The 26,989-nt window shown below is 41.0% G+C and carries 28 protein-coding genes, 2 pseudogenes and 1 riboswitch; of the genes and pseudogenes, 25 read left to right on the forward strand and 5 right to left on the reverse strand.

The window, feature by feature from the left end; genetic code table 11:
- The first annotated feature begins 156 nt into the window (after window positions 1-156).
- Complete coding sequence (locus EP737_RS26535; protein ID WP_281278888.1) at window positions 157-291, forward strand: hypothetical protein; 135 nt, start codon at window positions 157-159, stop codon at window positions 289-291.
- A 283-nt stretch (window positions 292-574) separates the two neighbouring features.
- Window positions 575-1,204: a class II aldolase/adducin family protein gene (locus tag EP737_RS10845; RefSeq protein WP_129727990.1), complete on the forward strand. Its 630-nt coding sequence runs from the start codon at window positions 575-577 to the stop codon at window positions 1,202-1,204.
- 212 nt (window positions 1,205-1,416) lie between these two features.
- On the opposite strand, the gene EP737_RS10850 is transcribed toward EP737_RS10845, so the two are convergent.
- Window positions 1,417-2,178: a divergent polysaccharide deacetylase family protein gene (locus tag EP737_RS10850; RefSeq protein WP_129727991.1), complete on the reverse strand. Its 762-nt coding sequence runs from the start codon at window positions 2,176-2,178 to the stop codon at window positions 1,417-1,419.
- A gap of 340 nt (window positions 2,179-2,518) precedes the next feature.
- Here EP737_RS10850 and EP737_RS10855 point away from each other — a divergent pair, with 340 nt between their 5' ends.
- The 6 genes from EP737_RS10855 (at window position 2,519) to queF (ending at window position 6,372) form a co-directional block, all read left to right on the forward strand.
- Window positions 2,519-2,782, forward strand: a complete 264-nt coding sequence (locus EP737_RS10855; protein WP_410776948.1) for a Spo0E family sporulation regulatory protein-aspartic acid phosphatase — start codon at window positions 2,519-2,521, stop codon at window positions 2,780-2,782.
- Between the two features lie 589 nt (window positions 2,783-3,371).
- Entirely contained in the window at window positions 3,372-3,494 is a 123-nt protein-coding gene (locus EP737_RS26245) for a DUF6254 family protein (protein ID WP_246040226.1), read from the forward strand.
- A gap of 355 nt (window positions 3,495-3,849) precedes the next feature.
- A riboswitch (PreQ1 riboswitch) is annotated at window positions 3,850-3,893 on the forward strand.
- A 99-nt stretch (window positions 3,894-3,992) separates the two neighbouring features.
- A complete protein-coding gene (gene queC, locus EP737_RS10860) occupies window positions 3,993-4,655 on the forward strand; it encodes a 7-cyano-7-deazaguanine synthase QueC (RefSeq protein WP_129727993.1) in 663 nt (220 codons plus the stop codon).
- Window positions 4,655-5,146 (forward strand): 6-carboxytetrahydropterin synthase QueD, encoded by a 492-nt coding sequence (gene queD, locus EP737_RS10865; protein ID WP_129727994.1) that lies wholly within the window; start codon window positions 4,655-4,657, stop codon window positions 5,144-5,146. The genes queC and queD overlap by 1 nt, the downstream gene beginning before the upstream one ends.
- Complete coding sequence (queE, locus tag EP737_RS10870; protein ID WP_129727995.1) at window positions 5,139-5,855, forward strand: 7-carboxy-7-deazaguanine synthase QueE; 717 nt, start codon at window positions 5,139-5,141, stop codon at window positions 5,853-5,855. The genes queD and queE overlap by 8 nt, the downstream gene beginning before the upstream one ends.
- 19 nt (window positions 5,856-5,874) lie before the next feature.
- A complete protein-coding gene (gene queF, locus EP737_RS10875; RefSeq protein ID WP_129727996.1) occupies window positions 5,875-6,372 on the forward strand; it encodes a preQ(1) synthase in 498 nt (165 codons plus the stop codon).
- Window positions 6,373-6,487: 115 nt separating this feature from the next.
- On the opposite strand, the gene EP737_RS10880 is transcribed toward queF, so the two are convergent.
- A complete protein-coding gene (locus tag EP737_RS10880; RefSeq protein ID WP_129727997.1) occupies window positions 6,488-6,673 on the reverse strand; it encodes a YkvS family protein in 186 nt (61 codons plus the stop codon).
- A gap of 317 nt (window positions 6,674-6,990) precedes the next feature.
- Between EP737_RS10880 and EP737_RS25540 the strand changes: the two genes are divergently transcribed.
- The 4 genes from EP737_RS25540 (at window position 6,991) to EP737_RS10895 (ending at window position 9,273) form a co-directional block, all read left to right on the forward strand.
- Window positions 6,991-7,152: a hypothetical protein gene (locus tag EP737_RS25540; protein ID WP_165350756.1), complete on the forward strand. Its 162-nt coding sequence runs from the start codon at window positions 6,991-6,993 to the stop codon at window positions 7,150-7,152.
- A 559-nt stretch (window positions 7,153-7,711) separates the two neighbouring features.
- A complete protein-coding gene (locus EP737_RS10885; protein ID WP_205650922.1) occupies window positions 7,712-8,377 on the forward strand; it encodes a histidine phosphatase family protein in 666 nt (221 codons plus the stop codon).
- Between the two features lie 292 nt (window positions 8,378-8,669).
- Entirely contained in the window at window positions 8,670-8,864 is a 195-nt protein-coding gene (locus tag EP737_RS10890; RefSeq protein WP_129727999.1) for an abortive phage infection protein, read from the forward strand.
- 58 nt (window positions 8,865-8,922) lie between these two features.
- A complete protein-coding gene (locus tag EP737_RS10895) occupies window positions 8,923-9,273 on the forward strand; it encodes a hypothetical protein (RefSeq protein ID WP_129728000.1) in 351 nt (116 codons plus the stop codon).
- Between the two features lie 228 nt (window positions 9,274-9,501).
- Here EP737_RS10895 and EP737_RS25545 read toward each other — a convergent pair whose 3' ends face one another.
- The gene (locus EP737_RS25545) at window positions 9,502-9,654 is read right to left on the reverse strand and encodes a hypothetical protein (RefSeq protein ID WP_165350757.1); all 153 of its coding nucleotides are present in this window, start codon (window positions 9,652-9,654) and stop codon (window positions 9,502-9,504) included.
- 141 nt (window positions 9,655-9,795) lie between these two features.
- Here EP737_RS25545 and EP737_RS10900 point away from each other — a divergent pair, with 141 nt between their 5' ends.
- The 8 genes and pseudogenes from EP737_RS10900 to EP737_RS10935 all read left to right on the forward strand — a co-directional run bounded on the left by EP737_RS10900 (window position 9,796) and on the right by EP737_RS10935 (window position 18,979).
- A complete protein-coding gene (locus EP737_RS10900; protein WP_129728001.1) occupies window positions 9,796-10,638 on the forward strand; it encodes an SPFH domain-containing protein in 843 nt (280 codons plus the stop codon).
- A 1,199-nt stretch (window positions 10,639-11,837) separates the two neighbouring features.
- Window positions 11,838-12,197 (forward strand): class Ib ribonucleoside-diphosphate reductase assembly flavoprotein NrdI, encoded by a 360-nt coding sequence (nrdI, locus tag EP737_RS10905; protein WP_129728002.1) that lies wholly within the window; start codon window positions 11,838-11,840, stop codon window positions 12,195-12,197.
- Window positions 12,184-12,756 (forward strand): annotated as a pseudogene (locus EP737_RS10910) (ribonucleotide reductase N-terminal alpha domain-containing protein); the annotation flags it as partial. The gene nrdI and the pseudogene EP737_RS10910, both read left to right, overlap by 14 nt.
- A gap of 287 nt (window positions 12,757-13,043) precedes the next feature.
- On the forward strand, window positions 13,044-14,627 hold the full coding sequence (gene nrdE / locus EP737_RS10915; protein ID WP_425455882.1) for a class 1b ribonucleoside-diphosphate reductase subunit alpha: 1,584 nt from the start codon (window positions 13,044-13,046) through the stop codon (window positions 14,625-14,627).
- A 28-nt stretch (window positions 14,628-14,655) separates the two neighbouring features.
- Window positions 14,656-15,552: pseudogene (gene nrdF, locus EP737_RS10920) on the forward strand (class 1b ribonucleoside-diphosphate reductase subunit beta); the annotation flags it as partial.
- A 211-nt stretch (window positions 15,553-15,763) separates the two neighbouring features.
- A complete protein-coding gene (locus EP737_RS26540; protein WP_281278889.1) occupies window positions 15,764-15,889 on the forward strand; it encodes a hypothetical protein in 126 nt (41 codons plus the stop codon).
- A gap of 315 nt (window positions 15,890-16,204) precedes the next feature.
- Window positions 16,205-17,395 carry an MFS transporter gene (locus EP737_RS10930; RefSeq protein ID WP_129728004.1) on the forward strand — a complete coding sequence of 397 codons (1,191 nt, stop codon included), beginning with the start codon at window positions 16,205-16,207 and terminating at the stop codon, window positions 17,393-17,395.
- A 261-nt stretch (window positions 17,396-17,656) separates the two neighbouring features.
- Window positions 17,657-18,979 carry an alkaline phosphatase gene (locus EP737_RS10935; protein WP_246040227.1) on the forward strand — a complete coding sequence of 441 codons (1,323 nt, stop codon included), beginning with the start codon at window positions 17,657-17,659 and terminating at the stop codon, window positions 18,977-18,979.
- A 163-nt stretch (window positions 18,980-19,142) separates the two neighbouring features.
- Here the strand turns inward: EP737_RS10935 and EP737_RS10940 are convergent, their stop codons facing one another.
- A complete protein-coding gene (locus tag EP737_RS10940; RefSeq protein WP_129728005.1) occupies window positions 19,143-19,910 on the reverse strand; it encodes a class I SAM-dependent methyltransferase in 768 nt (255 codons plus the stop codon).
- A gap of 281 nt (window positions 19,911-20,191) precedes the next feature.
- Between EP737_RS10940 and nirB the strand changes: the two genes are divergently transcribed.
- The 4 genes from nirB (at window position 20,192) to EP737_RS10960 (ending at window position 26,257) form a co-directional block, all read left to right on the forward strand.
- The gene (gene nirB, locus EP737_RS10945) at window positions 20,192-22,594 is read left to right on the forward strand and encodes a nitrite reductase large subunit NirB (protein ID WP_165350758.1); all 2,403 of its coding nucleotides are present in this window, start codon (window positions 20,192-20,194) and stop codon (window positions 22,592-22,594) included.
- An 88-nt stretch (window positions 22,595-22,682) separates the two neighbouring features.
- On the forward strand, window positions 22,683-23,003 hold the full coding sequence (nirD, locus tag EP737_RS10950) for a nitrite reductase small subunit NirD (protein WP_129728007.1): 321 nt from the start codon (window positions 22,683-22,685) through the stop codon (window positions 23,001-23,003).
- Between the two features lie 10 nt (window positions 23,004-23,013).
- Window positions 23,014-24,459, forward strand: a complete 1,446-nt coding sequence (cobA, locus tag EP737_RS10955; protein ID WP_129728008.1) for a uroporphyrinogen-III C-methyltransferase — start codon at window positions 23,014-23,016, stop codon at window positions 24,457-24,459.
- A 121-nt stretch (window positions 24,460-24,580) separates the two neighbouring features.
- Window positions 24,581-26,257 carry a M20/M25/M40 family metallo-hydrolase gene (locus EP737_RS10960; RefSeq protein WP_246040228.1) on the forward strand — a complete coding sequence of 559 codons (1,677 nt, stop codon included), beginning with the start codon at window positions 24,581-24,583 and terminating at the stop codon, window positions 26,255-26,257.
- Window positions 26,258-26,285: 28 nt separating this feature from the next.
- On the opposite strand, the gene EP737_RS10965 is transcribed toward EP737_RS10960, so the two are convergent.
- Window positions 26,286-26,468: a DUF3913 family protein gene (locus EP737_RS10965; protein WP_129728010.1), complete on the reverse strand. Its 183-nt coding sequence runs from the start codon at window positions 26,466-26,468 to the stop codon at window positions 26,286-26,288.
- A gap of 192 nt (window positions 26,469-26,660) precedes the next feature.
- Between EP737_RS10965 and EP737_RS10970 the strand changes: the two genes are divergently transcribed.
- Window positions 26,661-26,909, forward strand: coding sequence for a hypothetical protein (locus tag EP737_RS10970; protein ID WP_205650923.1), 249 nt, complete (start codon window positions 26,661-26,663; stop codon window positions 26,907-26,909).
- Window positions 26,910-26,989 lie beyond the last annotated feature (80 nt).

Genomic DNA, 26,989 nt, shown 5'->3' on the forward strand with positions numbered 1-26,989 from the left:
TTGAACCTCAAATCTATTTTTAGTCATAGTGTAGACACTCTCCTAGTATAGGCATACTCCTAAGAAAACTCAATGGAGACTATACACATTCTTGTACTTTCATCATATAATTTACCAAGACAAAAAAAGTTGACTCAAGGAAAGAGAGGGACGAACATGAATAAACGGACGAACGGAAAAACAGAGTGGTATGCACATTTGCTGCAAAAGCTTCATATTATATCTGAACAAGAAAAACAGCAAATTATCAAGACACTTCACAAGAACAAAAAAGATAAGTATTTCTCATAAAGAAAACTCGCCGATTGTGGGACAGAAGCGCAGCGGCACCTAAAATTCCCGGCTACTTCGATTGATTTCTAGCTGGAAATTTATACTTTCAGGCACTGTGAAAAATATTGGAATAAGCTTCCATGATATATAGAAAAGTTATTGACAAAACAGTTATTTTCATGTGATAATTTGATTAAATTTTAAGAATTATCAAATAATTAAGGAAGAATGAACGTTCATATATAGCCAACTGTACTGAACAAATCCAGTAAAGAATGCGAGATTACACGGAGGTGAAAGAATGTTATTTTTCTTAAAAAAATGGAAAGAACTGCGCGATATTAAGATGGAACTGGCCTTACGGGATTGGTTTTATGGAACAAAGATAAGCATGTCTATGAGAGTGTCTCAGGATCCTCTTACATTTCTAGTGAATGTAGAAGGAAAAGATAAAGGAATATTCTCCGAAGATGATTTTATTGTCGTGAATGCTTCTTGCGAGTCGGTTTTTCAGCTAGAAGCACAACCAGCCTCAGAATCTCCTCTTCATGCCCATATTTATAAACAAACAGGTGCTGATTGTATTTTGCAAGTACAAACTGTAGATAGTCATCTCGTTTCAGAATTATATAGTCAGCAAAGAGAAGTAACATTTGACGAAAAGAATGTGAGCCGTGTATTTGGAAAAGAAGGTATTGAGAACATTACCATTCCTATCGTAGATAACGAACGGCAATTTATTGAACTGCTAAATGGAGAAACAAGTGCATTTACGCCCGAACGCGGTGCTGTTCTCGTACATGACTATGGGTTAATTGTCTGGGCCTCTTCACCAGAGGAAACGAAGAAGTGGTTGGAAGGACTTGAGTATTTAATGAACTATCACGTGAAACTGCTCATGATTAAAGGAGCGAAAAGTTCTGTCATTTGATAGATCAAGCATGATGAGTTTTTCATACTGCGAAGGGCTCACTTGCTCCACAAAATAAATGTAAGCGTTTTATTTATAGATAAAGGCTTCAGCTTCAAGCCCGTCTTTGGGTGAAGACAGAGGCGTAAGTGTAAAAAAGATCACTAACACTCAAATGAGAGAGGGGGGACCTCTCTCATTTGAGTGTTAGTTGGCTATTCGCTGAGCTTTTCCTAATGAAAAGGAAGCAAGGAGCGTTGCTGCACAAGTTGAGAGAGAAATACAAATTGGGCATGTTCCTTGAGCGCCGGCATGCTGGAACGAATTACGCTAGAAGTGATTTCCCCAGGGGGGCCGACATGACCAATTGCAATTGTAACCGGTTTCTCTTTTACTCTGCTTAGCAGGAGAATTGCTTGCTTTGTAATATGTGCTGACGTATATATATCATCAAAAAACAAATGGTTTTCAACCACTGGAACATTCAGTTCTTTTGCAACTTTTCCCGCAACACTTTTTGAATTTGTTTTGCTGTCTAAATAAAACAGGCCGTGTTTTTTGCAAACGGATAAGATAATACGCATCACTCGTTCATCTGCTGTAACCTTTGACCCCATATGGTTATTCATTCCCACAGCATGCGGAACATCTGCCACTGCAAGCTCTACACGTTTACGAATTTCTTCATCACTTAAGTCCGTTGTAATAGCATTCGGACCTAGCCAGCTTCTTTTCCCCCTAATCGGCTCCATTGGCATATGGATGATAACCTCATACCCTTTTTGATGAGCTGCTTTCGCATCCGCCTTTGTGGATGGAAGAAACGGCATCACAGCAATTGTGAGGGGAATGGGGAGTGAGAGCATTTGCTCTGTTCCTTTCATATTGTTGCCAAAATCATCAATGACGATGGCTACTTTATGTTTTTCAGCAGCTATAGCTGACGGAAGAAACATAAGGTAGAAAGCAAAAAACATCAAAGTCCACTTTTTCATCTCTAACACCCTTTTTAATTATAGTAGCTTGTCATTATGCTTTGCGATTTATGACGAAAATAATCGGATAAATAGTCGAATCAAGCGTATATAAAAATTTCAAACGTTGAAAACATTGGACTTTACAGAAAAATAAAAAAAAATACAGAGAAAAAAATGTCTATTATTGCGAATGTGTTTACAAATATAGAATTATTTGTAATAATTCCTAAAGTAAGATAAAGATTTTGTAAATATTAGAGAAAACATATAAAAAGCAGACAAAGTGCAGGGAGAGGAACGCGCAAGAGAGAGAGATGAGGGGGAGACTGATGTGCAAGCTATAAAGAGAAAGCATGCAATGGACAAGCTGTTGCTTGATATACATTTAAAACGTGAAGAAATGATTGCCAGTGGGCTAGAAAGCGGATTTTCCAGCTCAGAAACATTGCAAATAAGCCAAGAATTGGATATGTTGATTTTGAAATATCAAAAGCATAAAGAACAACTGGACAAGCCCAGTTCATTCCAAACTGTAATAAATCTCGATTTTTTAAAGAAATTAAAGGCGCAGCTTTCTAAAACATCCATCGTAGTAGTGGTGTTATCTTATCTTCATTACTAAAATAATGTATATTCCTTTCTAGTCTCTTGCAACGCTGTTCCAAAAAAGACCCCCCCCTCCTTTTCTAACAGGGAGGGAGCAGCGGACAAAATCATATCTAAGGCGGTATCATCTTGCTAGCATCTTAATCAGTTTGAACTTTTTCCATTCGTTTTGTCTGCGTTCAAGCCTTGTTCGTCTTTGTAGCTCAGCATATTGAACATATATATAATGATACGCGTTCGGTAAGTAAAAAAATCATACGTTTCCAGCTAGAAGTTATTCGACGTGACTGGAAACTTTAGAAACACAGTGTAAGCGCAAATGCACTTTTGTCTGCGCTTGACGGTGAGTTTTCTTTATACCCCCTAAGAAAATCAAGAAGCTGTTTATGTTCCTTAGACACATTCTCTCTTTTGCCTGGCTACGGAAGAGCAATCTGTACATAATAGGGATCATGATACGTGTTAACAATGTATGTCATGGCAGGACCTTTACAAATTAACATTCCAAACGATGTTGTGAATGCTGATGGAACTCTTTTACAGACATAACTCCTTTTATGTTAGAGCACCCTAAAAAAGAAGAAACATGTAAGGAGAGGTGCGCAATGTCTCATCAAAAACGTCAAAAGGAACGACTTTGGAGAACGAGAAAAGAAAGCCAACAGCAACATCCTCATGGAAAAGTAAAAACGTTTGAGCAGCTGGCAGAAGAAGCAGGTAAGCAGTAAGAAAACAGAATAAGCTCATTTTACCCGCAATGTGAACAGTTCTCCAAACACAAAGGAGAAGCTTTTTCTTTTATTGCTCTGGGTACAGCGAGCTAGTGGATGAAGTTAGACAATGATTTAAAACAGATGTCCTTTGTCTTTAAAGTAAAAAACGTGAGGGTTTATGTCCCATCACGTTTTTTCTATATATCCAAGCATGTAGACCTTACGTTGGAAATTTATACTCTCTTAAAGAGTAAACCATGCATATGCCTGATCAGGTGGATTCATCTATTCGTTTTCTAAAGCTTCCTTGCTGCACGAATATATGTTAGAATAATGTGCGATTAACTTCAGAAGAAATTCCATGCACTGCATGGGAGAGGTTCGCGAACTCCCTCTATAAAAAACTAAGGCATGACAATATCTATTTTTTGGTATTGTTTTGTTTTTATCTATATGACAGTTCAAGAACGCTGCTTCTTCGTATACTTTCTTAATGAAAAAGGAGAATGAATAATGAAGAATGAAAAAGCGGTTGTTGTATTTAGCGGCGGTCAAGATAGTACAACGTGTCTATTTTGGGCACTTGATCATTTCGCGGAGGTTGAGACAGTTACGTTCAATTACAATCAACGGCATAGCCTAGAAATTGATTGTGCAGCCTCTATTGCGGAAGAACTTGGCGTTAAGCATACCGTACTAGATATGAGTCTATTAAACCAATTGGCGCCAAATGCGTTAACACGCGGCGATATTGAGATTGAACATAAAGAAGGAGAGCTTCCGTCAACCTTTGTGGACGGACGCAATTTGCTTTTCTTGTCATTTGCGGCGGTTTTGGCGAAGCAAGTCGGCGCGCGCCACATCATCACAGGCGTATGTGAAACAGATTTTAGCGGCTATCCGGATTGCCGGGACGTATTTGTAAAATCATTGAATGTGACATTGAATTTGGCAATGGACTATCAATTTGTAATTCATACACCTCTTATGTGGATCAATAAGGCAGAAACATGGAAGTTGGCAGATGAGCTCGGGGCATTTAATTTCGTGCGCGAAAAAACACTCACTTGCTATAACGGAATCATCGGCGACGGCTGCGGGGAATGCCCGGCATGTAAGCTTCGTGCAGCTGGTTTAGCTGAATATGTAGCAGAGCGAAAAGGAGCGGGCGCATAATGGACAACTTCTTTGGTTTTCGCATTGTAGAGAATCTACAAAAAATAGACAAGGATATTCGTCGTGAGCAGCTCAAGTACCATAACAAACGGGTTATGGTGAGTAAGGAGTTTACATTTGATGCAGCGCACCATCTGCATTGCTACGAAGGAAAGTGTAAAAACCTTCATGGCCACACATATAAAGTTGTTTTTGGCATTAGCGGCTATGTAAATGAAATCGGTTTGGCAATTGATTTTGGTGACATTAAAGAAATTTGGAAGCAAGAGATTGAGATTTATCTTGATCATCGTTATTTAAATGAAACGTTGCCACCGATGAATACAACAGCAGAAAATATGGTTGTGTGGATTTTCGAAAAAATGGAAGAGGCATTGCAGCAAGACGAGCGTCAGTTGCAGTATAAAGGTGCGCGCGTAGAATTCGTTCGCTTGTACGAAACACCAACGAGCTATGCTGAAATGAGACGGGAGTGGATGGAGCTTGACTAATATTCCCGTGTTAGAAATATTCGGACCGACCATTCAAGGAGAAGGAATGGTGATTGGACAAAAAACGATGTTTGTCCGTACTGCTGGCTGTGACTATCGTTGCACATGGTGCGATTCTGCTTTTACATGGGACGGTACAGCAAAGGATTTGATTCGGCAGATGAGCGCAGAAGACATTTGGCAGGAGCTAAAGCAAATCGGCGGGGACAATTTTTCGCATGTAACGATTTCAGGCGGCAATCCTGCTCTGTTGAGCTCCTTAGGAGAACTTGTTCTTCTATTGAAAGAAAATGGCATTACAACGGCGATAGAAACGCAAGGAAGCAAATGGCAGGATTGGCTTCTCGCTATCGATGAAGTAACCGTATCTCCAAAGCCGCCAAGTTCTGGGATGGAGACAAATTTTACAATGCTTAGCACAGTGCTAACCAATCTAAAAGATAGCCGTGTAAGCCTTAAGGTTGTTGTATTTGATGATACTGATTTTGCTTACGCAAAAGACATTCATGCCCGTTATCCGCACATCCCATTCTTTGTGCAGGTCGGCAATGACGATGTGCATACAACTGACGATACGCTGCTTATCTCACGGTTATTACGTAAATATGAATGGCTGATTGAGAAGGCAGTAAGCTGCAAGGAAATGAATGATGCAAAGGTGCTGCCGCAGCTTCATGCGTTAGTGTGGGGAAATAAGCGCGGCGTTTAAAATAGGAAGGGGATTTATCATGACAGGACGTAAAGACGAGGAGCTAAAGGATGTTACGCTGCTCGGCAATCAAAACACAAAATATTTATTTGAATATTCACCAAGCATTTTAGAAACTTTTGATAATAATCACCCAAGCCGGGATTATTTCGTAAAATTAAATTGTCCGGAATTCACAAGTCTTTGTCCGAAGACAGGACAACCAGACTTTGCGACGATTTACATTAGCTATATCCCAGAGATTAAGATGGTAGAAAGCAAGTCACTTAAGCTTTATTTGTTTAGCTTCCGCAACCACGGTGACTTTCATGAAGATTGTATGAATATTATTATGAACGATTTGATTGAATTAATGGATCCTCGATATATTGAAGTGTGGGGCAAATTTACACCGCGCGGAGGTATCTCAATCGACCCGTACTGCAACTATGGACGCCCGGGGACAAAGTATGAGAAAATGGCGGAGTATCGTTTGATGAATCACGATTTATATCCGGAGAAAATTGATAACCGTTAAGAGAAAGCTTGTAATATAAAAGAGTCTATGAAAAACAAAAGGATGTACGGAAGCAGTACTGTATGCTGCTTCTGTACATCCTTTTTGCTTCCAAATGATATTTCTGCTAGCTTCATTATGCCTGCTGCGCTACAATCGTATAATTTTTATGGTTAACAACGGTAAGAGGCTCCAAATCCAGTTCTCTATAATTCTCCATAATTGTTATATCTACAATGACGGAGTTTTTATTCACTTTCTGCACACGCCCTTGCAAACCATTTTTAAATTCTACTACATCTCCAGCTTCTGCAATAATCATATGCACTCTCTCCCCATAAAAAAATTGGATAAGAAGACCTTGCTCAGTAGTCCTCTTTTGTTGTTTTCTCTATTTTGAACTATATTTACTAATTTGTAAATGTTTTCATACTCATTTCAAAAAAAGATTTTTCATTTGTCAAGAAAAAAGAAGATTTTTGTCGAAAAAAAATAGATATTGACAATAAGATATAGATTGATTCATAGAAAGTATCGGTATATTTTACCTTTTAAGGAAATATATATCAATCATATATTTGCCCATATACCGTTTATCTCTTAGCGGTATGAGGAACTAGGTCGGGAGGGAGAGACTTTATGGAGGTCTGGATTATCTTAGGTGTTTTAGTCATAATAGCATTGATATTTTGGGTGGCATCGTCTTCGAGAAAAGGAAAGCGTCATCATAGTGATTCTTCCTATACGAATGATTATGATAATGATTCCTCCGATGCTGGAGATGGAGGTGGAGGAGACTGACAGACAGCTATGACACGCTGTCTTTTTTGAATTGTAGGAGAAGCTGGAAGCGAATGTATCAGTGTAACTATGCCGCTGTTTTCGCTTAAAGGCTCGCCAATCGGCGAGTTTTCTTTACACTGTAGGGAGGTATAAATTTCTAGCTGGACGTCAATTCGACGTAGTGAGAAATTTTAGGAATACAGTATAAGAGCAACTACGCCTCTGTCTTCGCCCAAGTGCAGGGCTTGCCAATCGGCGAGTTTTCTTTACACTGTAGGGAAGTATAAATTTCTAGCTGGATGTCAATTCGACGTAGTGAGAAATTTTAGGAATACAGTATAAGGGCAACTACGCCTCTGTCTTCGCCCAAAAGCAGGGCTCGCCAATCGGCGAGTTTTCTTTACATTGTAGGGAAGTATAAATTTCTAGCTGGATGTCAATTCGACGTAGTAAGAAATTTTAGGAATACAGTATAAGGGCAACTACGCCTCTGTCTTCGCCCAAAAGCAGGGCTCGCCAATCGGCGAGTTTTCTTTATTTTTTGTTTATCATTGCATGATATAATAGAACGATAAGTATGATAAGAACAGGAAGTTTTCAAAAACGGAGAGTGAATGAGGTGCAAATCTCGTTGATTACGCACGGTCCTGTCAACGTCCCTTCTTATTTTATGAGTACAACAGCATTTCATTTATGGTGGGAACAATACAAGCAGGCAGAACTGGTTCTGAATAGCACATTCCCAACAAAAACGACTGACATAGTACGTCAGGCAAAGCGAGTGGTCACGAGCGATGCAACGTGTGCGGTTCAATCTGCAGCATCGTTCATTTCTTCACTTTCTTTTGTACAAAACAACTTGTTTCGCGAAATATCCGTGCCTAGATGCTTGCCAACTGTACCTTGGCTGAAATTAAAGCCATCGGCATGGATGATGCTTAGTCGAGCGCTTTGGCTTGCAGACTGTAGTAATAACAGTGATCATACAGAATCATACAAGCAGGCGGAGCAACGCGCCCAGCAGGCAGCTGATTTGCTAATAGGCTATGCGCTGTGCGACTCTAAAATTGTCTTAATTGGTCATGCCTTCTTCAATGCTATGATTGCGAAGGAGTTAAGAAAAAAAGGTTGGACAGGACCTTTATGGACAGACAGTCGTAACTGGGGATGCACAACATATCGTTATTCCAAGGTATTTGCAGGAAAATCACTTGAATATAAAGTAGGGTTTACACCTAGTTAAAGAAAGTTCATCGATTGGCGAGCCATCAGGCGAAGACAGGGGCGTAGTTGCACTTACACTGTACTCCTAAAGTTTCCGGCTACGTCAAATGACTTCTAGCTGGAAATGTATAATTTCTGGTGCAAATAAAAACGCAATCCCATGTAGAAGGATTGCGTTTTTGTCTGCTAGAACTTTCATGCAGGTTGCTTGACTACGAGAACAAAGCTGATCAATTCCACTTTTCTTGTAAACAGGCTCTTGTCGGTTTCTGGAAATAACGGTACAATAAGTACTTGCAGAGGTGAAGTCTATGGATCAATCAATAGTTAATGAGATTTTAGATAAATTAAAGAGCGGTGAGCTGCATGAATATACTGTAACCAAAGAGGTATTTTACTCCTTTCGGGAAGTGTTGGTGAATAGACCGGATTTTAAGCATTTTCGCGGTGTTGCCCAGCATGGAGGAATTGTGGTGTACACATACATGGAAACACCGCGTTCCTAAACAATGATAGGGAACTGCAGCTAATATTATAAAAACAATAGATGGGGAGGGAATGAGCTTGGGAGAATTTAAGCAAAAGCGTCTCACACATTGGGATTATATGTGGAAGGATGAACAAGGCAGACGGTTTATGGGGATGGTGCTTTTGCCTGCAAATCGTAAAAGAGCGGGGCGCTATTTATGGGAATTGAAAAAACAGCTTGCTGATGCATACAAAAGTAAGCTCTATGTTCCGATTACCATTTTACATCAAGATTCCTTCTTAGATATAGATGGGCGTATTTGTGCGGTAAGCGATGATGAAAATATGATAACCATTCAAGATTTGGCTGGTAGCTACTATACAGTGCGAATTAGCGATGTCTTGCATATTGAGTATAAGAATGAAGGCGGAAACAGCTCAGAGTAGGGCTGTTTTTTGCATTTTAGAAAAGCATACCTTTCCAGCTAGCAGCGAATGCGATGTAGAGAAGATTTTAGGACCAAAGTATAAAGACAACTGCGCTTCTATCTTCGCCTAACGGCTCGCCAATGATAGCGGGTTTTCAGAGAAATACTAAGGATTATCTGATATAGCAGCAAATTGGATATAGTGCACGCACAGATGAAATTTTGTCTTTACTAAGTTCAGCCCCCTTTATATTTGCCGATCTGAATCTTCTTTTGTCTGCTGCGTTTGCTGATGTTTACGATAATTGGCGCACTTTTCTTTAAAGCAAACTGTTTTTGTTCCCAGGGGAAGCTGCGCCTTATATTTTTCATAGCACCAGCATATTTCTTTATTTTCCATTGTACACACTCCCTTCTCAATCAGTGTAGCAAAGAAAGAATAAGAATGGCTAAATAATTTAAAAAAGGATTGTTGAAAGCCACTGGGCGTTGTAACATAGAATTAGTAAGGATTTCCAAAATCAAAAGGGAGGAGATAGCTGTGAAAGAGCAGGCAGCTTGGAAGATAAATGGTTTTATTGGATTGTTATTATTGCTTGTGATTCTTATATTCGCCGCGTACTTTAGTATTGTGCAATACAATCCTTTATACCTCATTTTTGCCGCGGTCCTGGCCATATTCGTATTAACGGGGCTGACAATTGTGCAGCCGAACGATTCTGTAGCCGTAATATTTTTCGGAAAGTATATGGGGACCATTCGGGATGATGGTTTCTTTATTACAATTCCTTCCATCCGCAAACGTGTTTCTTTGCGCGTGCGCAACTTTAATAGTGATACGTTGAAGGTTAACGATGTAGACGGGAATCCCATTGAAATTGCTGCGGTTGTCGTATTTAAGGTAACAGATACAGCTAAAGCATTGTTTGATGTGGAAAACTATCGAGAATTCGTACGTATCCAAAGTGAAACTGCACTTCGTCATGTAGCGACAAAGTATCCGTATGATACGGATACTGAGAAAGCGTGGTCACTTCGCGGAAATGCAGAGGAAATTGCAGAAGAGTTGGCCCGTGAGCTGCAAGTGCGTTTGAATGTATCCGGTGTAAAAGTGCTAGAGGCACGCCTTACTCATTTAGCATATGCCCCTGAAATCGCAAGTGCTATGCTGCAGCGTCAACAGGCAACAGCTGTCGTGGCGGCGCGTCAAAAAATTGTAGAGGGTGCAGTCGGAATGGTCGAGGCGGCGCTTGAACAGCTGGATCAGAGACAAGTCGTACAGCTAAGCGAAGATATGAAGGCACAAATGGTAAGCAATCTGATGGTCGCGATCGTATCAGAAAAAGGAACACAGCCCGTGATGAATGCTGGGACCTTGAAATAGGCCTGCCTAAAGAGAAACGAGAAAGATTTTTTCTACTATGCAGCTATTTCAGTCCTTCTCTCTTAATATACTAGTTTGGAAATGTTAGCCGTTTGAAACATTTATAAGGTGATTGTAACAATCAAATGTTTCTTTGCTTGAGATATCAGCCTGTAAGCTGGCATTTTTGTGGCTCTATAAAGAGAGAGTATATCTAGTATAATAAAGGGAGAAAAGCGAGGAAAAAAGAGGGTTTCCGTTGATTTATTTAGGTTATTTCCCAGGAAAACCAGAATATTGACGGGAAATAATACCTTTACACGCACATTATATAATGAAGTCTGCTCTTTCGAATATGTGACGTTTGTAACAATTATGCTACAAAGATCTATATGAATAAACCGGAGTTGATTTTACAAAAAAACTATTTCTTTGTAAAATGCCTCTAGACACATCGCCGCAGGCAACAGAAAGGAGAGAGAAAAACGAGGTAATGCCTCGCTGGTACCTTGTTTCATGGGACATCATGCCTTAAGGCAAAACACAAACTTTATATGTAGTGCACTTGTTCGCGTCAAAGCTTATCGGCTAAACCCCGTAAAACTCAAAGCATGCGCGAGAAATAAGTAGCCAAGCCTCTCGGGTCCCAGGAGGCTTCTTTTTTTTGTATGGTAGAGGTATAATTTTCCAGTTAGAAGCAAGTTCGATGTAGCAGGAAATTTTAGGAACAAAGTGTAAGTGTAACTACGCTTCTGTCTTCGCCTGACGGCTCGCCACTCAGCGAGTTTTCTCTATAGAAAAGCGTATCTTTCGCGCTCAAGGATGTTTATCCTGTTTGCTCTCTTTGTTTCCTCACAAATCTGCCTTGGATGTTCTTTCTTCAATTTTCTTCTTATGTTGCATAAATTGTCGCTTCCCTTAAAACATTTCTGCAAATTCCCTTCTTTTTCTCCATATTCATACATTTAATCTTTAGGATGAACTAGAAAATACATTGACAAGTTCTCGTAAATACACTGTATTGACATGCTATTTATAATGTAGTTTCATATGTTTTGTACGTCTTTTTGGAACGGCTCTTTCTTTGTCGAAAAACAAATTCTTTTGCTCAAAATAAATCTGTGCATATATCTTGTGTCTGCTCGAAAAACATAATACAATATGTAGGCAGATAAAAATATGAAGAATTTGGTTATGGTTAGGAAATGGAGGAGTTAGGAATGCTGATTGTATATGATTCAATGACAGGAAATGTGAAGAGGTTTATTCAAAAACTCAATATGCCCGCGGTGCAAATTCATGACGAATTACTGCTGGATAAGGAGTATGTCCTTGTCACATATACAACAGGATTCGGGAAAGTGCCAGAGCGTGTAGCAAAATTTCTGGAGCGAAACTACGATCGCTTAAAAGGTGTAGCAGCGAGCGGAAATCGTAACTGGGGAGACAAGTTTGGCGCCAGCGCAGACCACATTGCCAAAGCATACGAAGTGCCAGTTTTGTCTAAGTTTGAAATGGCTGGGACAAATAAAGATATAGAATTTTTCAAAGAAAGGGTGCTGGGGCTTGCGACATATTGAGCTCAATAATGAAATTACACAAATGGCAGATGGCTTCTATCAATTGGAGAAAGACCAAGAAGCATTGCAGGAATTTTTGAAAGAGGCGCGCGAAAACACACTACCGTTTAGCAACGTACGTGAGCGCATCGCCTATATGATGGAGCAAGACTATTACTACAATGTGTTACAGGAGTATTCTCTAGAAGAGATTGAGGAAGTGTATGCTACTACATACGAAGAAAACTTCCAATTTCAATCCTACATGGCGGTATCAAAGTTTTATAAGGATTACGCATTAAAAACAAATGATGGAAAGCAGTATTTGGAAAGCTATGAAGATCGCATTGCAATTGTCAGCTTATACTTGGGCCGTGGTAACGCGGAAAAAGCAAAGAAATATGCACAACAAATGATCAAGCAAAACTATCAACCAGCGACACCAACCTTTTTGAATGCAGGACGAAGCAGAAGAGGGGAAATGGTGAGCTGTTTTCTTTTGGAAATGGATGATAGCTTAAACTCGATTGGATTTAATATTAATACGGCGATGCAGCTAAGTAAGATTGGCGGAGGCGTTAACCAATGAGCGCCAACTAGCAGAGATGCTGGTTATAAGAACCCTGCTAATTCGGTGGAACTCTTGCTTTAACAAGACAATACCGAGCCAAGTTATCTAATTGGTCAGCTGTGAGAATGATGAATTTTCAAGCTACCGATTTCTTGACCAAAATTTGACCAATTAGATAAAAGGTGTAACGACCATCGAAATCACGCTGTCTCAGCGGAAGAGAGTAGAGTAGGACGCAAGCGTTTGGCGTCCGAAACGCAGGGACTCTTACCAAATATGGAAGAGTATGATATGGTCTGCTCTTACAGGCGACTGTAAGCTGTCCAAATGGACGCACTAGGTATAGCGAACCTGGTGGAACAGAAGGTGCGCTAAATCTTTCTAAACTACGAGCCAGAGGAGAAGAAATTAAAGGGATTGAAAATGCGGCAAGCGGTGTAATGCCGGTGATGAAGCTGTTAGAGGATTCTTTCTCTTATGCAAATCAGTTAGGACAAAGAAAAGGCGCAGGCGCCGTGTACTTGAACATTTTCCACTGGGATATTATTGAATTCCTTGACTCGAAAAAAATCAACGCTGATGAAAAAACTCGGATCCAATCCCTCTCCATCGGATTAATCGTACCAAGCAAGTTTTTTGAACTAGCAGAGAAGGATGAACCTCTATACGTATTCGCTCCATATACAGTGTTTAAAGAGTATGGAAAACACCTAGACGATATGGATATTGATGCGATGTACGAAGAACTGGTTGCAAATCCGAAAATCAAAAAGAAAAAGCTTGATTTAAGTGCGCGTGACATGCTAATTAAAGTTTCTATGATCCAATTGGAATCAGGATATCCGTACATCATGTTTAAATCAAATGCGAATGAGCAGCATCCGCTTAAGGATATTGGTTCAATTAAAATGTCGAACCTTTGTTCGGAAATTTTCCAACTTCAAGAAACATCAGAAATTAACGATTACGGTGTAGGCGATATTATCCGCCGTGATATTAACTGTAACCTAGGATCTTTAAACATTGTCAACGTAATGGAAAACAAAGAACTTCGCGAAGCAGTGCATACCGGTATGGAGGCTTTGACAGCCGTTTCTGATATGACAGTGATTCAAAACGCTCCAACAGTGAAAAAGGCGAATGATGAACTTCATTCTGTTGGCTTAGGTGCAATGAACCTGCACGGTTTCTTGGCAAAAAATAAAATCGCGTACGAAAGCGAAGAAGCGAAGGATTTTGCTCGTACCTTCTTTATGATGTTGAACTACTATTCCATCGAGAAAAGTATGGAAATCGCAAAAGAGCGAGGCGAGACATTTAAAGACTTTGAGAAGTCCGAGTATGCGAAAGGAACATACTTCGAGAAATACGAAACAACTGACTTTAGACCATGCTTAGACAAGGTAAAAAAGCTGTTTGAAGGCATGCATGTTCCGACGCAGGAAGATTGGAGTAATCTGAAAGAACAAGTTCAAATATACGGATTATACAATGCTTATAGGCTTGCAATCGCTCCGACGCAATCCATCAGCTACGTTCAAAACGCGACATCTAGCGTAATGCCGATCGTAAACCAAATTGAGTCTAGAACGTATGCAAATGCAACAACATATTACCCAATGCCGTTCTTATCAAAAGAAACGTTTTGGTACTATAAATCCTCTTATGATATTAATCAATTTAAGCTTATTGACTTAATCGCGGAAATTCAGCAGCATGTAGATCAAGGAATCAGCACGATTTTATACGTGAATAGCGATATTTCCACACGCGAATTGGCGCGTTATTATATCTACGCTCACAAAAAAGGCTTAAAGAGCTTGTATTATACAAGAACACGAAAGCTAAGCGTAGAAGAGTGCGTAGCGTGCGTAGTCTAATTTTTAGAGAGAGAAGGGGTGGTTTATAGTGCGCGCAGTAAACTGGAATAAGCAAGAAGATGATTACAGCTTAATGTTTTGGAAGCAAAATATCGCCCAGTTTTGGACGGAGGAGGAAATCGCTGTTTCCTCTGACAAAAACACTTGGGTACAGTTATCTAAGGAAGAGCAAGTTGCCTACAAGCGAGTTCTCGGCGGCTTGACCTTGCTTGACACGAAACAGGGCGGCGAGGGTATGCCGCTCATCCTCGTGCATGTGAACAATCTGCAGGCAAAAAGCGTGCTGGCGTTTATGGGTGCGATGGAGGAAGTACACGCAAAGTCATACAGTCATATTTTTACGACACTCGCAACAGAAGAAGAAATTGACGGTATTTTTAAATGGGTAGACGAGCATCCGCTTCTAGAGAAAAAAGGAAGCATCATTACGTCCTACTACCGCCGCCTGTTAAAGCCAGAGGTAACGAATAAAGAGCTATATATGGCGATGGTTGCAAGCGTGTTTTTGGAAAGCTATTTATTCTACAGCGGGTTCTTCTATCCGCTTTATCTCGCTGGTCAAGGTAAGATGACAGCAAGTGGTGAAATTATTAACCTGATCATACGTGATGAGTCCATTCACGGTGTGTTCGTTGGCTTATTAGCACAAGAATTATACGCAAAGCTATCAGAAGACGAGCAGCAAGAGGTAAAAGCAGAAATACTTGAGCTCTTAATCGACTTATATGAAAATGAACAAGCATATACAGAAGAAATTTATACGTCAATAGGTCTTGTAGATGAAGTGAACAAATTTGTTCGCTACAATGCAAATAAGGCGTTAATGAATCTTGGTATGGATCCATATTTTGAGGATGAGGAGATTAATCCAATTGTCTTAAACGGACTTCGTACTGATACAAAAAACCATGACTTTTTCTCCGTTCTTTTCTTGAGCGGCTTTAGGCAGAAATGTCTATCGAATAACTCCGTGAATTCAGGGAAAGCCTGTGTTGCGTAAGTGATATGGCAATCCTGAGCGAAGCCTCTATGAGGAACGTGCAACGACTATCCCTTAAAAAGGGAGTACACTCAAGCGAGTGGAAGCGCGGAGCATCCAAAACGGATGATGATATAGTCTGCTCTCATGCGAAAGCATGAGCCGGGTTCGTCCCGCTGCAAGTGTAGCGAGCTTGTGGGAACATACAGGTAAAGGAAATGGTTACGTCAAAGCAACAAATGTTGAAAAACTGACAAATGATGATTTTGTGTTTGATTTTTAAGAAGCAGAGGGCTTGATGATAGCAAGACCTCATTTCTAAAAATCCCTAAAAAAAGGTATTTACACATTAGACATAACTAATATGTAAATACCTTTTTTATGTATGTGTTTACTATTTCTTTTTTAAGAAGACTCTGCTGGAATAATTATGTCAGAATAACTATTTGTGATTCTGTTATTAAACATAGTGAATTTTTCATAATATAAAAAGTATATAACGAAACCAAAACAAATGAAGCACCTAGAAGCTGAACTAGTTGTTTTACTTTATCGTGCTATAATCATTTAATACATTTAACAAAAGGAGCCTACCTTCGTGTCAAATACACCACCGTCTTTATGGACTAAAACATTTATTATTATCATGTTAGCCAATGCATTTGCTTTTTTCGCATTTGATATTTTGCTGCCAACTCTCCCGCTTTTTTTGGAAAAGTATGGGAGCCTTGATATATCCAAAATAGGATTGATCATCGGGAGCTTTACTTTTTCTGCTATTATCATTCGGCCGTTTACTGAAATTTTTACTAATAAATTTGGGAGAAAGAAAGTATTAGTTGTCTCTATTCTTATTTGTTTACTCTCAACTCTAGGTTATTATATTGGCACAAGCTTTATCCTTGCACTTTCGATTCGTATTCTGCATGGTTTTGGCTTTGGTCTTGCTGTTACGATTCTTTCTACTTTAGCAGCGGAGATTATTCCGAAAGACAGACGAGGCGAAGGGATGGGAATGATTGGGAATGGCACAACCGTTGCTTTGGCACTATCGCCTTTCGCTGGGATGTGGCTATTTAACTCGTACAATCCAATTATATTATTTGGAGTCGCAGGACTTAGTTTGCTAGTATTTCTTTCTTGCGTTAGCTTCATTTCTTTTCCAGAAAGTGTGGCCAATTCTAATCAAACAGAGAAATCATTCCTCCAGTCAATGATTGAACCTTCCGCTATTTTTCCTTGCTTCCTAATGCTTTTGTTTGGCATATGCATTGGAGGAGTCATTAGTTTTATGGCACTCTATGCAAAGGAGCTAAATATTGAAGGAGTGGCATGGTTTTATTTTGTAAATACAGTGAGCGGATTTTTAATCCGTTTTATTTCCGGAAAAGTATTCGACCGAAAAGGGCATGCCTGGGTCTTGATTCCAAGTTCTATCTCCATTACCATTGGATTTGTTTTATTATACCAAGCTACCACTTTAAGTGATTTACTCATTGCTGCGGCTTTATATGGTATGGGAACGGGATCATTATTCCCTTCTCTACAAGCCTGGACTTTGAATAATACCAAGCCTGAACAATTCACAAAGGTAACTGCGATGTTCTTTAATTCGTTTGACCTGGGGATCGGGGGAGGTTCGGCTATTCTTGGTTTGATTGCCGTAAAAACAAGCTATAGTTCCATTTATTTATTTTCAGCTTTCGTCATGGTATTTTTCCTTCTTGTTTACTGTTCCGTATTATTTATCAATAAACAAAGCTTGGTGAGAACACAGAAAAGAGCATAGATAAACAGAGTATAGTGAGCACCCTCAGAATAGAGGGTGCTCATTTTTATTTACAATAAATGGAAACATCATTCTTTGATGGTACCTAACATAGAAGAGAATATTCATTTTCAGTATTCCAATTAATTTTTGATAACACAGGAAATGATATTACAGTACTGAATGGATCAGGATAAGTTTGTACACAGTTTCCATTTTTCTTTACCATCCCTAGGGATCGGACAGGCTTTTTAGCTAATCATTTTTTAGGGGGCAAATAGAGTGTTCAACACAAGTTTTAAAAAGAAGCTATTCCTTTTTGCAGCTATGTCTTCTATTGCTGTTGGTAGTTTGATGGGCACCTGTGCTTTTTCACCATCATCTGCGGAAGCAGAAACTAACCATGATAACGGGAAGGTAAAAAACGTTATATTTATGATTCCAGATGGTTTTTCTGCGGCGTATGCAACGCACTATCGTTGGTATAAAGGCAAACAATCTCTTTTGGACTCCATGTTCGTCGGTATGCATCGAACATATTCTGCAAGCTCCGCGGTAACAGATTCAGCTGCTGCTGCAACAGCAATGGCGACAGGAGTCAAAACAAATAATGGAATGATTAGCCTTTCACCAAAAGGTAAGACGTTGAAAACGATTCTTGAAGCCGCTGAGGCAACGGGAAAAGCCTCTGGATTAGTCGCTACTGCCACGATTACGCATGCCACTCCTGCTGCATTTGCTTCACATGCTGTTTCACGTACAAGCGAAGCAACTATTGCACCCCAGCTGCTGAACAATGGAGTAGATGTGATTCTAGGAGGCGGAAGGAGGTATTTTCCTGATTCACTTTTAAAGGAGGCACGGGAAAAGGGGTACCAATTGGTCAGCAATCGGGAACAGCTGTCTGCTGCCAAAAAGACTGGGAAGCTAATCGGTTTGTTTGCTGAAGAGGGCTTAGCAGCAGAATTGGATCGGGATGTAACCAAGCAGCCTAGCCTAGCTGAGATGAGCAAAGCAGCCATTGAAGTGCTTCATCAGGAGAAAGACGGATTTTTCTTGCTGATTGAAGGAAGTGAGATTGATTGGGCAGGGCATGTTCACGATGCAGCTTGGGCGATGAAAGATGCCGAAGCATTTGAAGCAGCAGTGGAAAAGGTATTAGAATTCGCCAAAAAGGACAAACATACTTTAGTCGTTGTAGCGGGTGATCATGATACGGGAGGTATGTCCGTTGGTGGTTACGGGAAATATGCTGCAAATATTGAAATGCTTCGCAACGTAACTGCAACAGGCTTCTTTATGGCAAAAAAGCTCAATCCTGCCCGCAGCAATATAAAGGAAGTAGTGAAACACTATGCTAATATAAATCTTACAGATGAAGAAGCTGCAAGAATTAAAGCTGCTCAAACGACGGACATAGCAATTAATGAAGTGATTTCAGAACGTGCATTAGTTGGCTGGACAACTTTTAAGCATACTGGTATGGATGTCCCGGTATATGCATTCGGGCCAGGATCTAACCTGTTCTACGGTTTACACAATAACACAGATCTTCCACAATTAATGGCACAAGTCATGGGAATTTCTTTTCTACCAGCCCGCTAGATGAGGAATTTTAACGCGCAGCGTGTCTAGAAGCATACTGCGCGTTTATTGTTACATTGTAGAAAATATAAATTCCCACCTGAAAGCTGGGAGACCATTCGATGTAGTGAGAAATTTTAGGAATATAGTATAAAGGCAAGGCTTACCAGTCGGCGAGTTTTCTTTATTTTCTGCACTGTATCAACACAGCTTGCCCTTGAAAGCTGCTGATATGTCCGTCCTGTACCTCAATATGAAAATGCTTCGCTATCTGTTTATCCCCATTCAGCATATACTGCTCCAGCTCTTGTTTCTCCGTTTCCGGCAATCCTGCTTGTTTGCACCATTTTTCAAATTGAAATGTTTTTGAGAAGGTCACAAGCTGCTGCACTGTAAATCCTGAACGCTCTAATAGTGAAATCCATTCAGATTTCTTCCAAGCACGGTAGTGGCTATTGTCCCGCTTTTTCTCCACTGTATTGTAAAAGGTATCAAGCTCATCTTGCTCAGGAGCAACGTTATCGATCAGAAGAAACTTCCCGTTTTCTTGGAGCACACGGTAGCTCTCGGCCGCAAAAGCAGCAATGTCCGAGAAATGATGCGGTGCAATGCGGCAAGCCACAATAGAAAATGAAGCATCAGGAAACGGCAGCCGCTCGGCATCACCCTTCATAAAGGTAACGTTTGTATGTCCATTTCCGCGAATAAATGCTTCCGCTTCCTGCAGCATGTTTTCTGTTAGATCAAGTGCGGTAACCTGATCTACAAGCTGCGCAAAGCCGTTGGCAACATGACCGCCGCCTGTGGCGATATCGAGAACAATATCTTCCTTCTTTGCCTCAGAGAGTGCAAGAAGTACTGCCAGGTCTTTTCCTTTAGCGTGGATTTCGCTTGTTACATAATGAGCTGCATACTTACCGAACTGCTCTTGTACACGCTGTTTGTTATCCATCTATACCATCTCCCTTCTTTTCTACTAGCATAACGCAAAAGGAATCATAAGAATATTTCGTTTTTTCATGAAAACTCGATAAGAAATTCTTATCTTCTTTCTAAATGTTCACAAAATATTAACCGAAAACTGTGATGTTCATCATAGTTTTGGCCCAAAATAAAGGCATTTTTGGCGATTTTTTTACAACTGCCTCGGACTTATATTCTTTTCTAATCCCCTTTGCTACAATGAAGCCAAGATGAATGCTCAAAAATTCACAAAGAAAGAAGGATTTCAAAATGAGTAAACAACGTCTCGTTATGATCGGCAACGGAATGGCCGGTATCCGCTGTATCGAAGAAATTTTAAAACGAAATCCAGAGAAATTTGAAATTACGGTATTTGGTGATGAGCCATATCCTAACTATAATCGTATTGCTTTATCCAATGTGCTGCAGGGCAAAACAACACAAGCTGAAATAGTGATGAATGACTGGAGCTGGTATAAAGAAAATAATATTACTTTATACACAAACGAAAAAGTAACCCATATCGATAGGGGAGCCAAATTTGTTCGTACAGAAAATCATCGCACGGTCGAGTATGACAAGCTCCTCATTGCAACAGGGTCTTCTGCATTCATTTTACCTGTTCCAGGGCATGCTCTTTTAGGTGTAACAGGATTCCGTACGATTGATGATTGCAATATGATGATGGAAACCGCGAAAGAATATAAAAAAGCAGTTGTAATTGGCGGCGGCTTACTTGGATTGGAAGCGGCACGCGGTCTATTGAACATGGGTATGGAGGTAGAGGTTGTTCATCTTATGCCGAATTTGATGGAACAGCAGCTTGATGCGCCTGCGGGAGCGTTATTAAAGCGCGATTTAGAAGCGCAGGGCATGCGGTTTTTGATGGAACAGCAAACGGCGGAAATTATTGGCGAGAATCGTGTACAAGGCATTCGCTTTAAGGACGGTTCTGAAACAGCCTGCGATCTAGTTGTAATGGCGGTCGGTATTCGCCCGAATGTATTGCTTGCGAAGGAAGCAGGATTAGAAGTAAATCGCGGTATTGTTGTAAATGACTTTATGCAAACAGCGGATCTTTCCATATATGCGGTGGGAGAATGTGCAGAGCATAATGGAAATGTGTATGGTCTTGTTGCTCCATTGTATGAACAAGGAGCTGTGCTTGCTGAACATATATGCGATCTGGCAACGGAAGGCTATACAGGAAGCTTGCTCTCTACACAATTAAAGGTATCAGGCTGTGACTTGTTTTCTGCCGGACAAATTCATGAGGACGAGGCAACAAAAGCGATTACGGCGCATGACGGTGTAGCAGGGACCTATAAAAAGGTACTGATTCGTGACAACAAAATCGTTGGTATTGTCTTGTACGGTGATGTATCAGATAGCAACCGTTTGTTCCGCTTACTAAAGCAGAAAGCAGATGTTAGCGAATATACACCTGCCTCTATTCTTCATAAGGGAGCAGACGAAGGCGATGAAAATCTTGTTGCTTCCATGGGACCAGAGGAGACAATTTGCGGCTGTAACGGTGTAACAAAAGGAGCAATTGTACAGGCTATTTTAGAGCAAGACTTAAAAACATTCGAAGAAGTGAAAACATGCACAAAAGCAGGCGGTTCCTGCGGAAAATGTAAGCCTCTTGTTGTCGGAGTACTAGAGCATACACTAGGTGGCGCAATTCAGGAGGAAAAGGCGGGCATTTGTGAATGTACCACATTATCTCGCGATGAGCTTACTGAGGAAATTCGCACAAAAGGCTTAAAAACAGCAAAAGAGGTGCGTTATGTACTTGGCTGGAAGCATGAAGAAGGCTGCGTAAAATGCCGTCCTGCGTTAAACTACTATTTAGGTATGATTTGGCCAAAGGAATATGCAGACGAAAAACAATCTCGTCTTGTAAACGAGCGGATGCATGCAAATATTCAAAAAGACGGAACATACTCAGTTATCCCGCGTATGTATGGCGGTGTTACAGACGTACAGCAATTGAAAAAACTTGTAGAAGTGGCTGAGAAGTATGAAGTACCTTTAATTAAATTGACAGGCGGTCAGCGCATCGGCTTATATGGCATTAAGAAGGAGGATTTACCAAGCGTCTGGGAGGATCTTGAAATGCCATCTGGATATGCGTACGGCAAGACCCTTCGTACAGTGAAAACTTGTGTAGGTGCAGCATTTTGCCGATTCGGTACACAAGATTCCATGTCCCTCGGTATCGCACTTGAAAAGAAATTTGAGCGCATTGATACACCGCATAAAGTAAAAATGGGCGTATCCGCTTGTCCGCGCAGCTGCGTTGAATCTGGCGTAAAAGACTTTGGGGTAATTGGCGTTGAGAATGGCTTCCAAATTTACATTGGCGGAAATGGCGGAACAGAAGTTAAGGAAGCACAGCTATTATGCACAGTAAAAACAGATGAGGAAGTGCTTCGTTTAGCGGCAGCTTTTGTTCAATATTATCGTGAAACAGGTGTGTACTTAGAACGTACAGCTCCTTGGGTCGAGCGTATGGGCTTTGAACATGTTAAAGAAACTATGATGGACGAAGTGAAAGTGAACGAGCTGAATGAGCGCTTTGAAACGGCCATCGCAAAGTATCGTGAGCCATGGGAAGAAGTGCTGCAAACACCTCAACTGCGCGCAATGTACGAAGTAAAGCACGTATAAAGGAAATGGGGAAACACTAGAATTTTTAGTTATCAAAAAGGCGGGGGAGATTCCCCCGCTAATAGATAGGGAGAGGGAGAGGAAGAACATGACCACACAGACGCCAAAGAAAGTAAAAGTGATAGAGCTTGAACATTTGCCAATGCAAATTGGTCAAGAGGTAAACATTGAAGGCAAATCGATTGCATTGTTTCGCCTGAGCAGTGGAGATGTAAGGGCAGTGAGCAATGTATGCCCTCATAAAAATGGACCATTGACAGAAGGTGTTGTGTCAGGAGAGTACGTGTTTTGCGCGCTGCATAACTGGAAAATCTCTCTCGTTACCGGAGAAGTGCAGAAGCCAGATGACGGCTGTATACAAACATACGAAACAGAAGTAAAAGACGGGTACGTATATATTACAGTGTAAGGAGGCTAACATGACAAAGCTTGTTGGAAAGGTGTATTTAATAGGAGCGGGACCAGGAGATGCGAAGCTTATCACAGAAAGAGGGAAGGAATGTCTGCAAAAGGCGGATGTCATTTTATACGATCGCCTCGTCAACCCGCGCCTGCTGGAGTATGCAAGCAGCGATTGCGAATTTGTATATTGCGGCAAATTGCCAAAAAGACATATTATGAGGCAGGAACAAATTAATCAAGCGCTTGTGCAGCATGCACTAGAAGGAAAGACGGTCGTTCGCCTAAAAGGCGGCGACCCTTCCGTGTTTGGACGTGTCGGCGAAGAAGCAGCAGAATTGGCTGAGCATGGTATTTTATATGAAATGATCCCAGGCGTCACCTCAAGCATCGCAGCAGCGGCCTACGCGGGGATTCCGGTGACGCACCGCGAGTATAGCAATACCTTCACAATTGCGACAGGTCATTCAAAAGGGGAGCTGGAGCTCGATTTTACAGCGCTTGCCAAAAGTAAAACATGTGCATTTTATATGGGAATTCAAAACTTGCCGTTTATTTGCGAACAGCTCATCGCAAACGGAAGAGGTGAAAGCACACCTGTTGCGGTAATTGAATGGGGAACGACAGGCAGACAAAAGACGGCAACAGGGACGCTGCGGACAATCGTACAAGCGGTGCAGGAAAGTGAAATCGCCAATCCTGCGATGACCGTTGTAGGAGAAGCTGTGCAGCTTCGAGGGCGGCTTGCCTGGTTTGAACGAAAGCCCTATTACGGAAAACGTGTGTTGATTGCGAAATCATCGGCTCAGCAGAGCGGCATTGCCGGGTATTTAGCAGAAAGCGGGGCCGAGGTTTGGGAAATTCCACATTTTAAGAAAGAAACCTTGCCATTTTCTAAAGAAGAGCTAGCAGCGGCATTTCAGGCGGAGCGTCTTGTGTTTACTGCGAATGAAAGTGCAGCCCTATTTATGGAAGCCATTGTCCAGGCTGGTTATGATGTACGTGACCTTCCGCGCCAGATCCAAGGTGTTTCCGAAAAGTCAAGAGCAGAGCTTAATCAATTTGGAGTTCAAGCGCAGGAGGCAATATTATCTTCATGCCGTACAATTTATATCGGGCGTGTCCTGTCTGACACAGAACGCGAAGCCTTATTTGCAGCGTATGGCTGCGGCAAGATGCTATATACGCATGAGATTAAGCAGGATGTGCGCTTTCATGAGGTCACAGAGCGGCTATGGACTGAGTTTTCATGGGATACAGTATTATTTCCAAACCAAGCGGCTATCGCAGCCTTTATGGGGGAAATGGGCCGTTTAGGCGTTAGTGAGGATATATTAGCGTTGCGCTATGCTTACTTAGGGGAACGGACCGGGAAGGCTGCTCGTACATACGGCTTTATGAACCTCGATGAGCAGCTGCAGGAAATGCTCTCATCACGGGAATGGAAAAATAGAACAATATCGTAAAGAAAACTCGCCGACTGGCGAGTTTTTTGCATATATCTTTGTATATTGGCTGCGGCATTCTATCATACTACGAAATCAGTTCCTTTATACAGAAACGGAAGCTCTTGTATAATACATAGGGATGATCAACACATATAACGATATTTTGATTGGAGAGATTTATATGCAGCATACAACAGAGAAATGGCAGTCAAGAGAGGGCTTTTGGAGTCTTGTAAAAGAGCTTATTCGCTGCGGGAGTATTACCGGGTCAGAGCAAGAGGTACAAATCGCACATTATATTGCGGACACTCTGCGGACGCTTCCTTATTTCGAGCAGCATCCAGATGCTGTGCGGCTTCATCCAACGGCAGATAATCGCCTTGTGGTCACAGCTCTTGCTAAAAAAGAGGGAGCAACACAGACTGTTATTTTATTAAATCATTTTGATGTAGTGAATATCGATGATTATGGCAGATGGAAGCACCTTGCTTTTCAGCCTGATGAACTAACAAAGCAGTTTTATGAAAATAAACATCTTCTTCCGGCCGATGCAGTAAAGGATATGGAAAGTGGTGAATGGCTGTTTGGAAGAGGAACGATGGATATGAAGTGCGGAATCGCTGTTGGAATGATGATGCTAGAGCGTGCGACCCGAGGAGCCTTCGATGGCAATGTGCTCATGCTCTCTGTTTGCGATGAAGAAGTAAACTCAGCAGGAATGATTGCAGCTGTGCCTATCTTACTGCAATTGGCAGAGGAGCACGGCTTAACCTATACAGCCTGCGTGAATGCTGAACCGATGTTTGCTCGTTATCCAGGAGACAATGCAAAATATATCTATACGGGGTCGTTAGGGAAGGTATTACCAGGCCTTTTTTGCTGTGGAAAGGAGTCTCATGTCGGAGAACCGCTGGCGGGATTAAATGCTAATTTAATGGTATCGCATGTGACATGCGAGATGGAGTTAAATGTAGGCTTTTGCGAGCAATATGGAGATGAAATAACACATCCACCGACAAGCCTGCAGCAATATGATTTAAAACAAGGTTATTCCGTGCAAACGCCGCATAAAGCAGTTGCACTTTTTAATTTATTTTTAATGGAAAGGCCACTTGAAGAGGTTGTAGCCTTGCTGTTGCAAACAGCCAAATCGGCTGCGGCCAATATTGAGCAAACATACCGAACGCAGGCAGCAAGATTCGCAGCGCTGCAGCAGTCCAATCCGCTCGATATTCATATAGAGGTGCTAACATTCGAAGAATTGCTTGCATACGCTAAGGAGCACCATGGAACCCAAGCGGTTGAGCAGATCGAGCGCAACGTACTTCAAACGAGACAAGCAGGGGAAGATGAGCGGGATGTTGTTATTCGATTTATCCATGATCTCACATCGTTATGCAACGAAAAAGGGCCAATGATTGTATTGTTCTTTGCCCCTCCTTATTATCCGGCTGTCAGTTCAAAACGAAATACAGCGGTCCACACTGCTGTAAAAGACGTAATTAACCATGCCTCAGAGCAGCATGGCATTGACTTGCAGCAGCTTGAATATTTTACCGGCTTATGCGACTTAAGCTACATTGGGCCGCAGACGTCCATTTCTTCGATAGCTGCACTTACCGAAAACATGCCGCTTTGGGAACGAGTCTATGAACTGCCTCTTCGTGAAATGGCACAACTGCAGATTCCTGTAATCAACATCGGGCCAGTCGGAAAAGATGCGCACAAATGGACAGAACGACTAAACATTGCCTATGCAGAGGGACCGCTGCCTCAGCTTATGCATCATACAATAGAAAAGCTCTTAGCAAACTAACAAAAAGAGACCATCTCGGTCTCTTTTATTAGTTAATAATGACTTCTACTTTAAAGTTTCCGCCCTTTTTTACATATTTAATATCGGCAACAGTTCGAACTTGATTGACAATTTCCACCTTTTCTCCAATGCGTGGAACAACCGGTACATTATCCCAAAAGCCAAGTAAATCTGCCTCTTTTTTATCCTTTTCATAAAACCAAATTTTCATATGTGTTCTCCTTTCGAAAACCTTGGGTACATTTTTATTCATAATATAACATATTTATTCTTGATTGTGTATATTCTAAATATTTTTTCTTTTTGCTTTTATTGGAAAAATGTAATAGCTCTTAATCTTGCTCTAAGCTGTGCACTTTCAGAAATCTTTCTTTTCTCATATCAAAACATGGAAGCTTGTATTATGATAGTATTAGGAGATGTGAGAAGCAGAAAGGAGAGCTCAATGACAGTACAGATTGATTGTGACATATGGGATGAGCTAAAGCTTTTATATAAAAAGGTTACAGAATGGGAAAAGAAGATCGAGGAAAAGCTTGGAGACTGCCCCTTCTGGGCTTGGCTCAAACATTTCGTGTATGTGTCGTTTATCATCACCCCTGCGCTCATTCTTTTACTTACATTAGGACTCATAATCAATAAAAGTGATTGATACTAAGATAAGGAAAAGCTAAAGTTGTTTTGAAATGCTTTAGCTAGTCGGAATAGAGCTTGATAATAATCTACACGAGA

It is taken from the genome of Ectobacillus funiculus (genome assembly GCF_004138295.1).
In the GTDB taxonomy this organism is placed as follows: domain Bacteria; phylum Bacillota; class Bacilli; order Bacillales; family Bacillaceae_G; genus Ectobacillus; species Ectobacillus funiculus.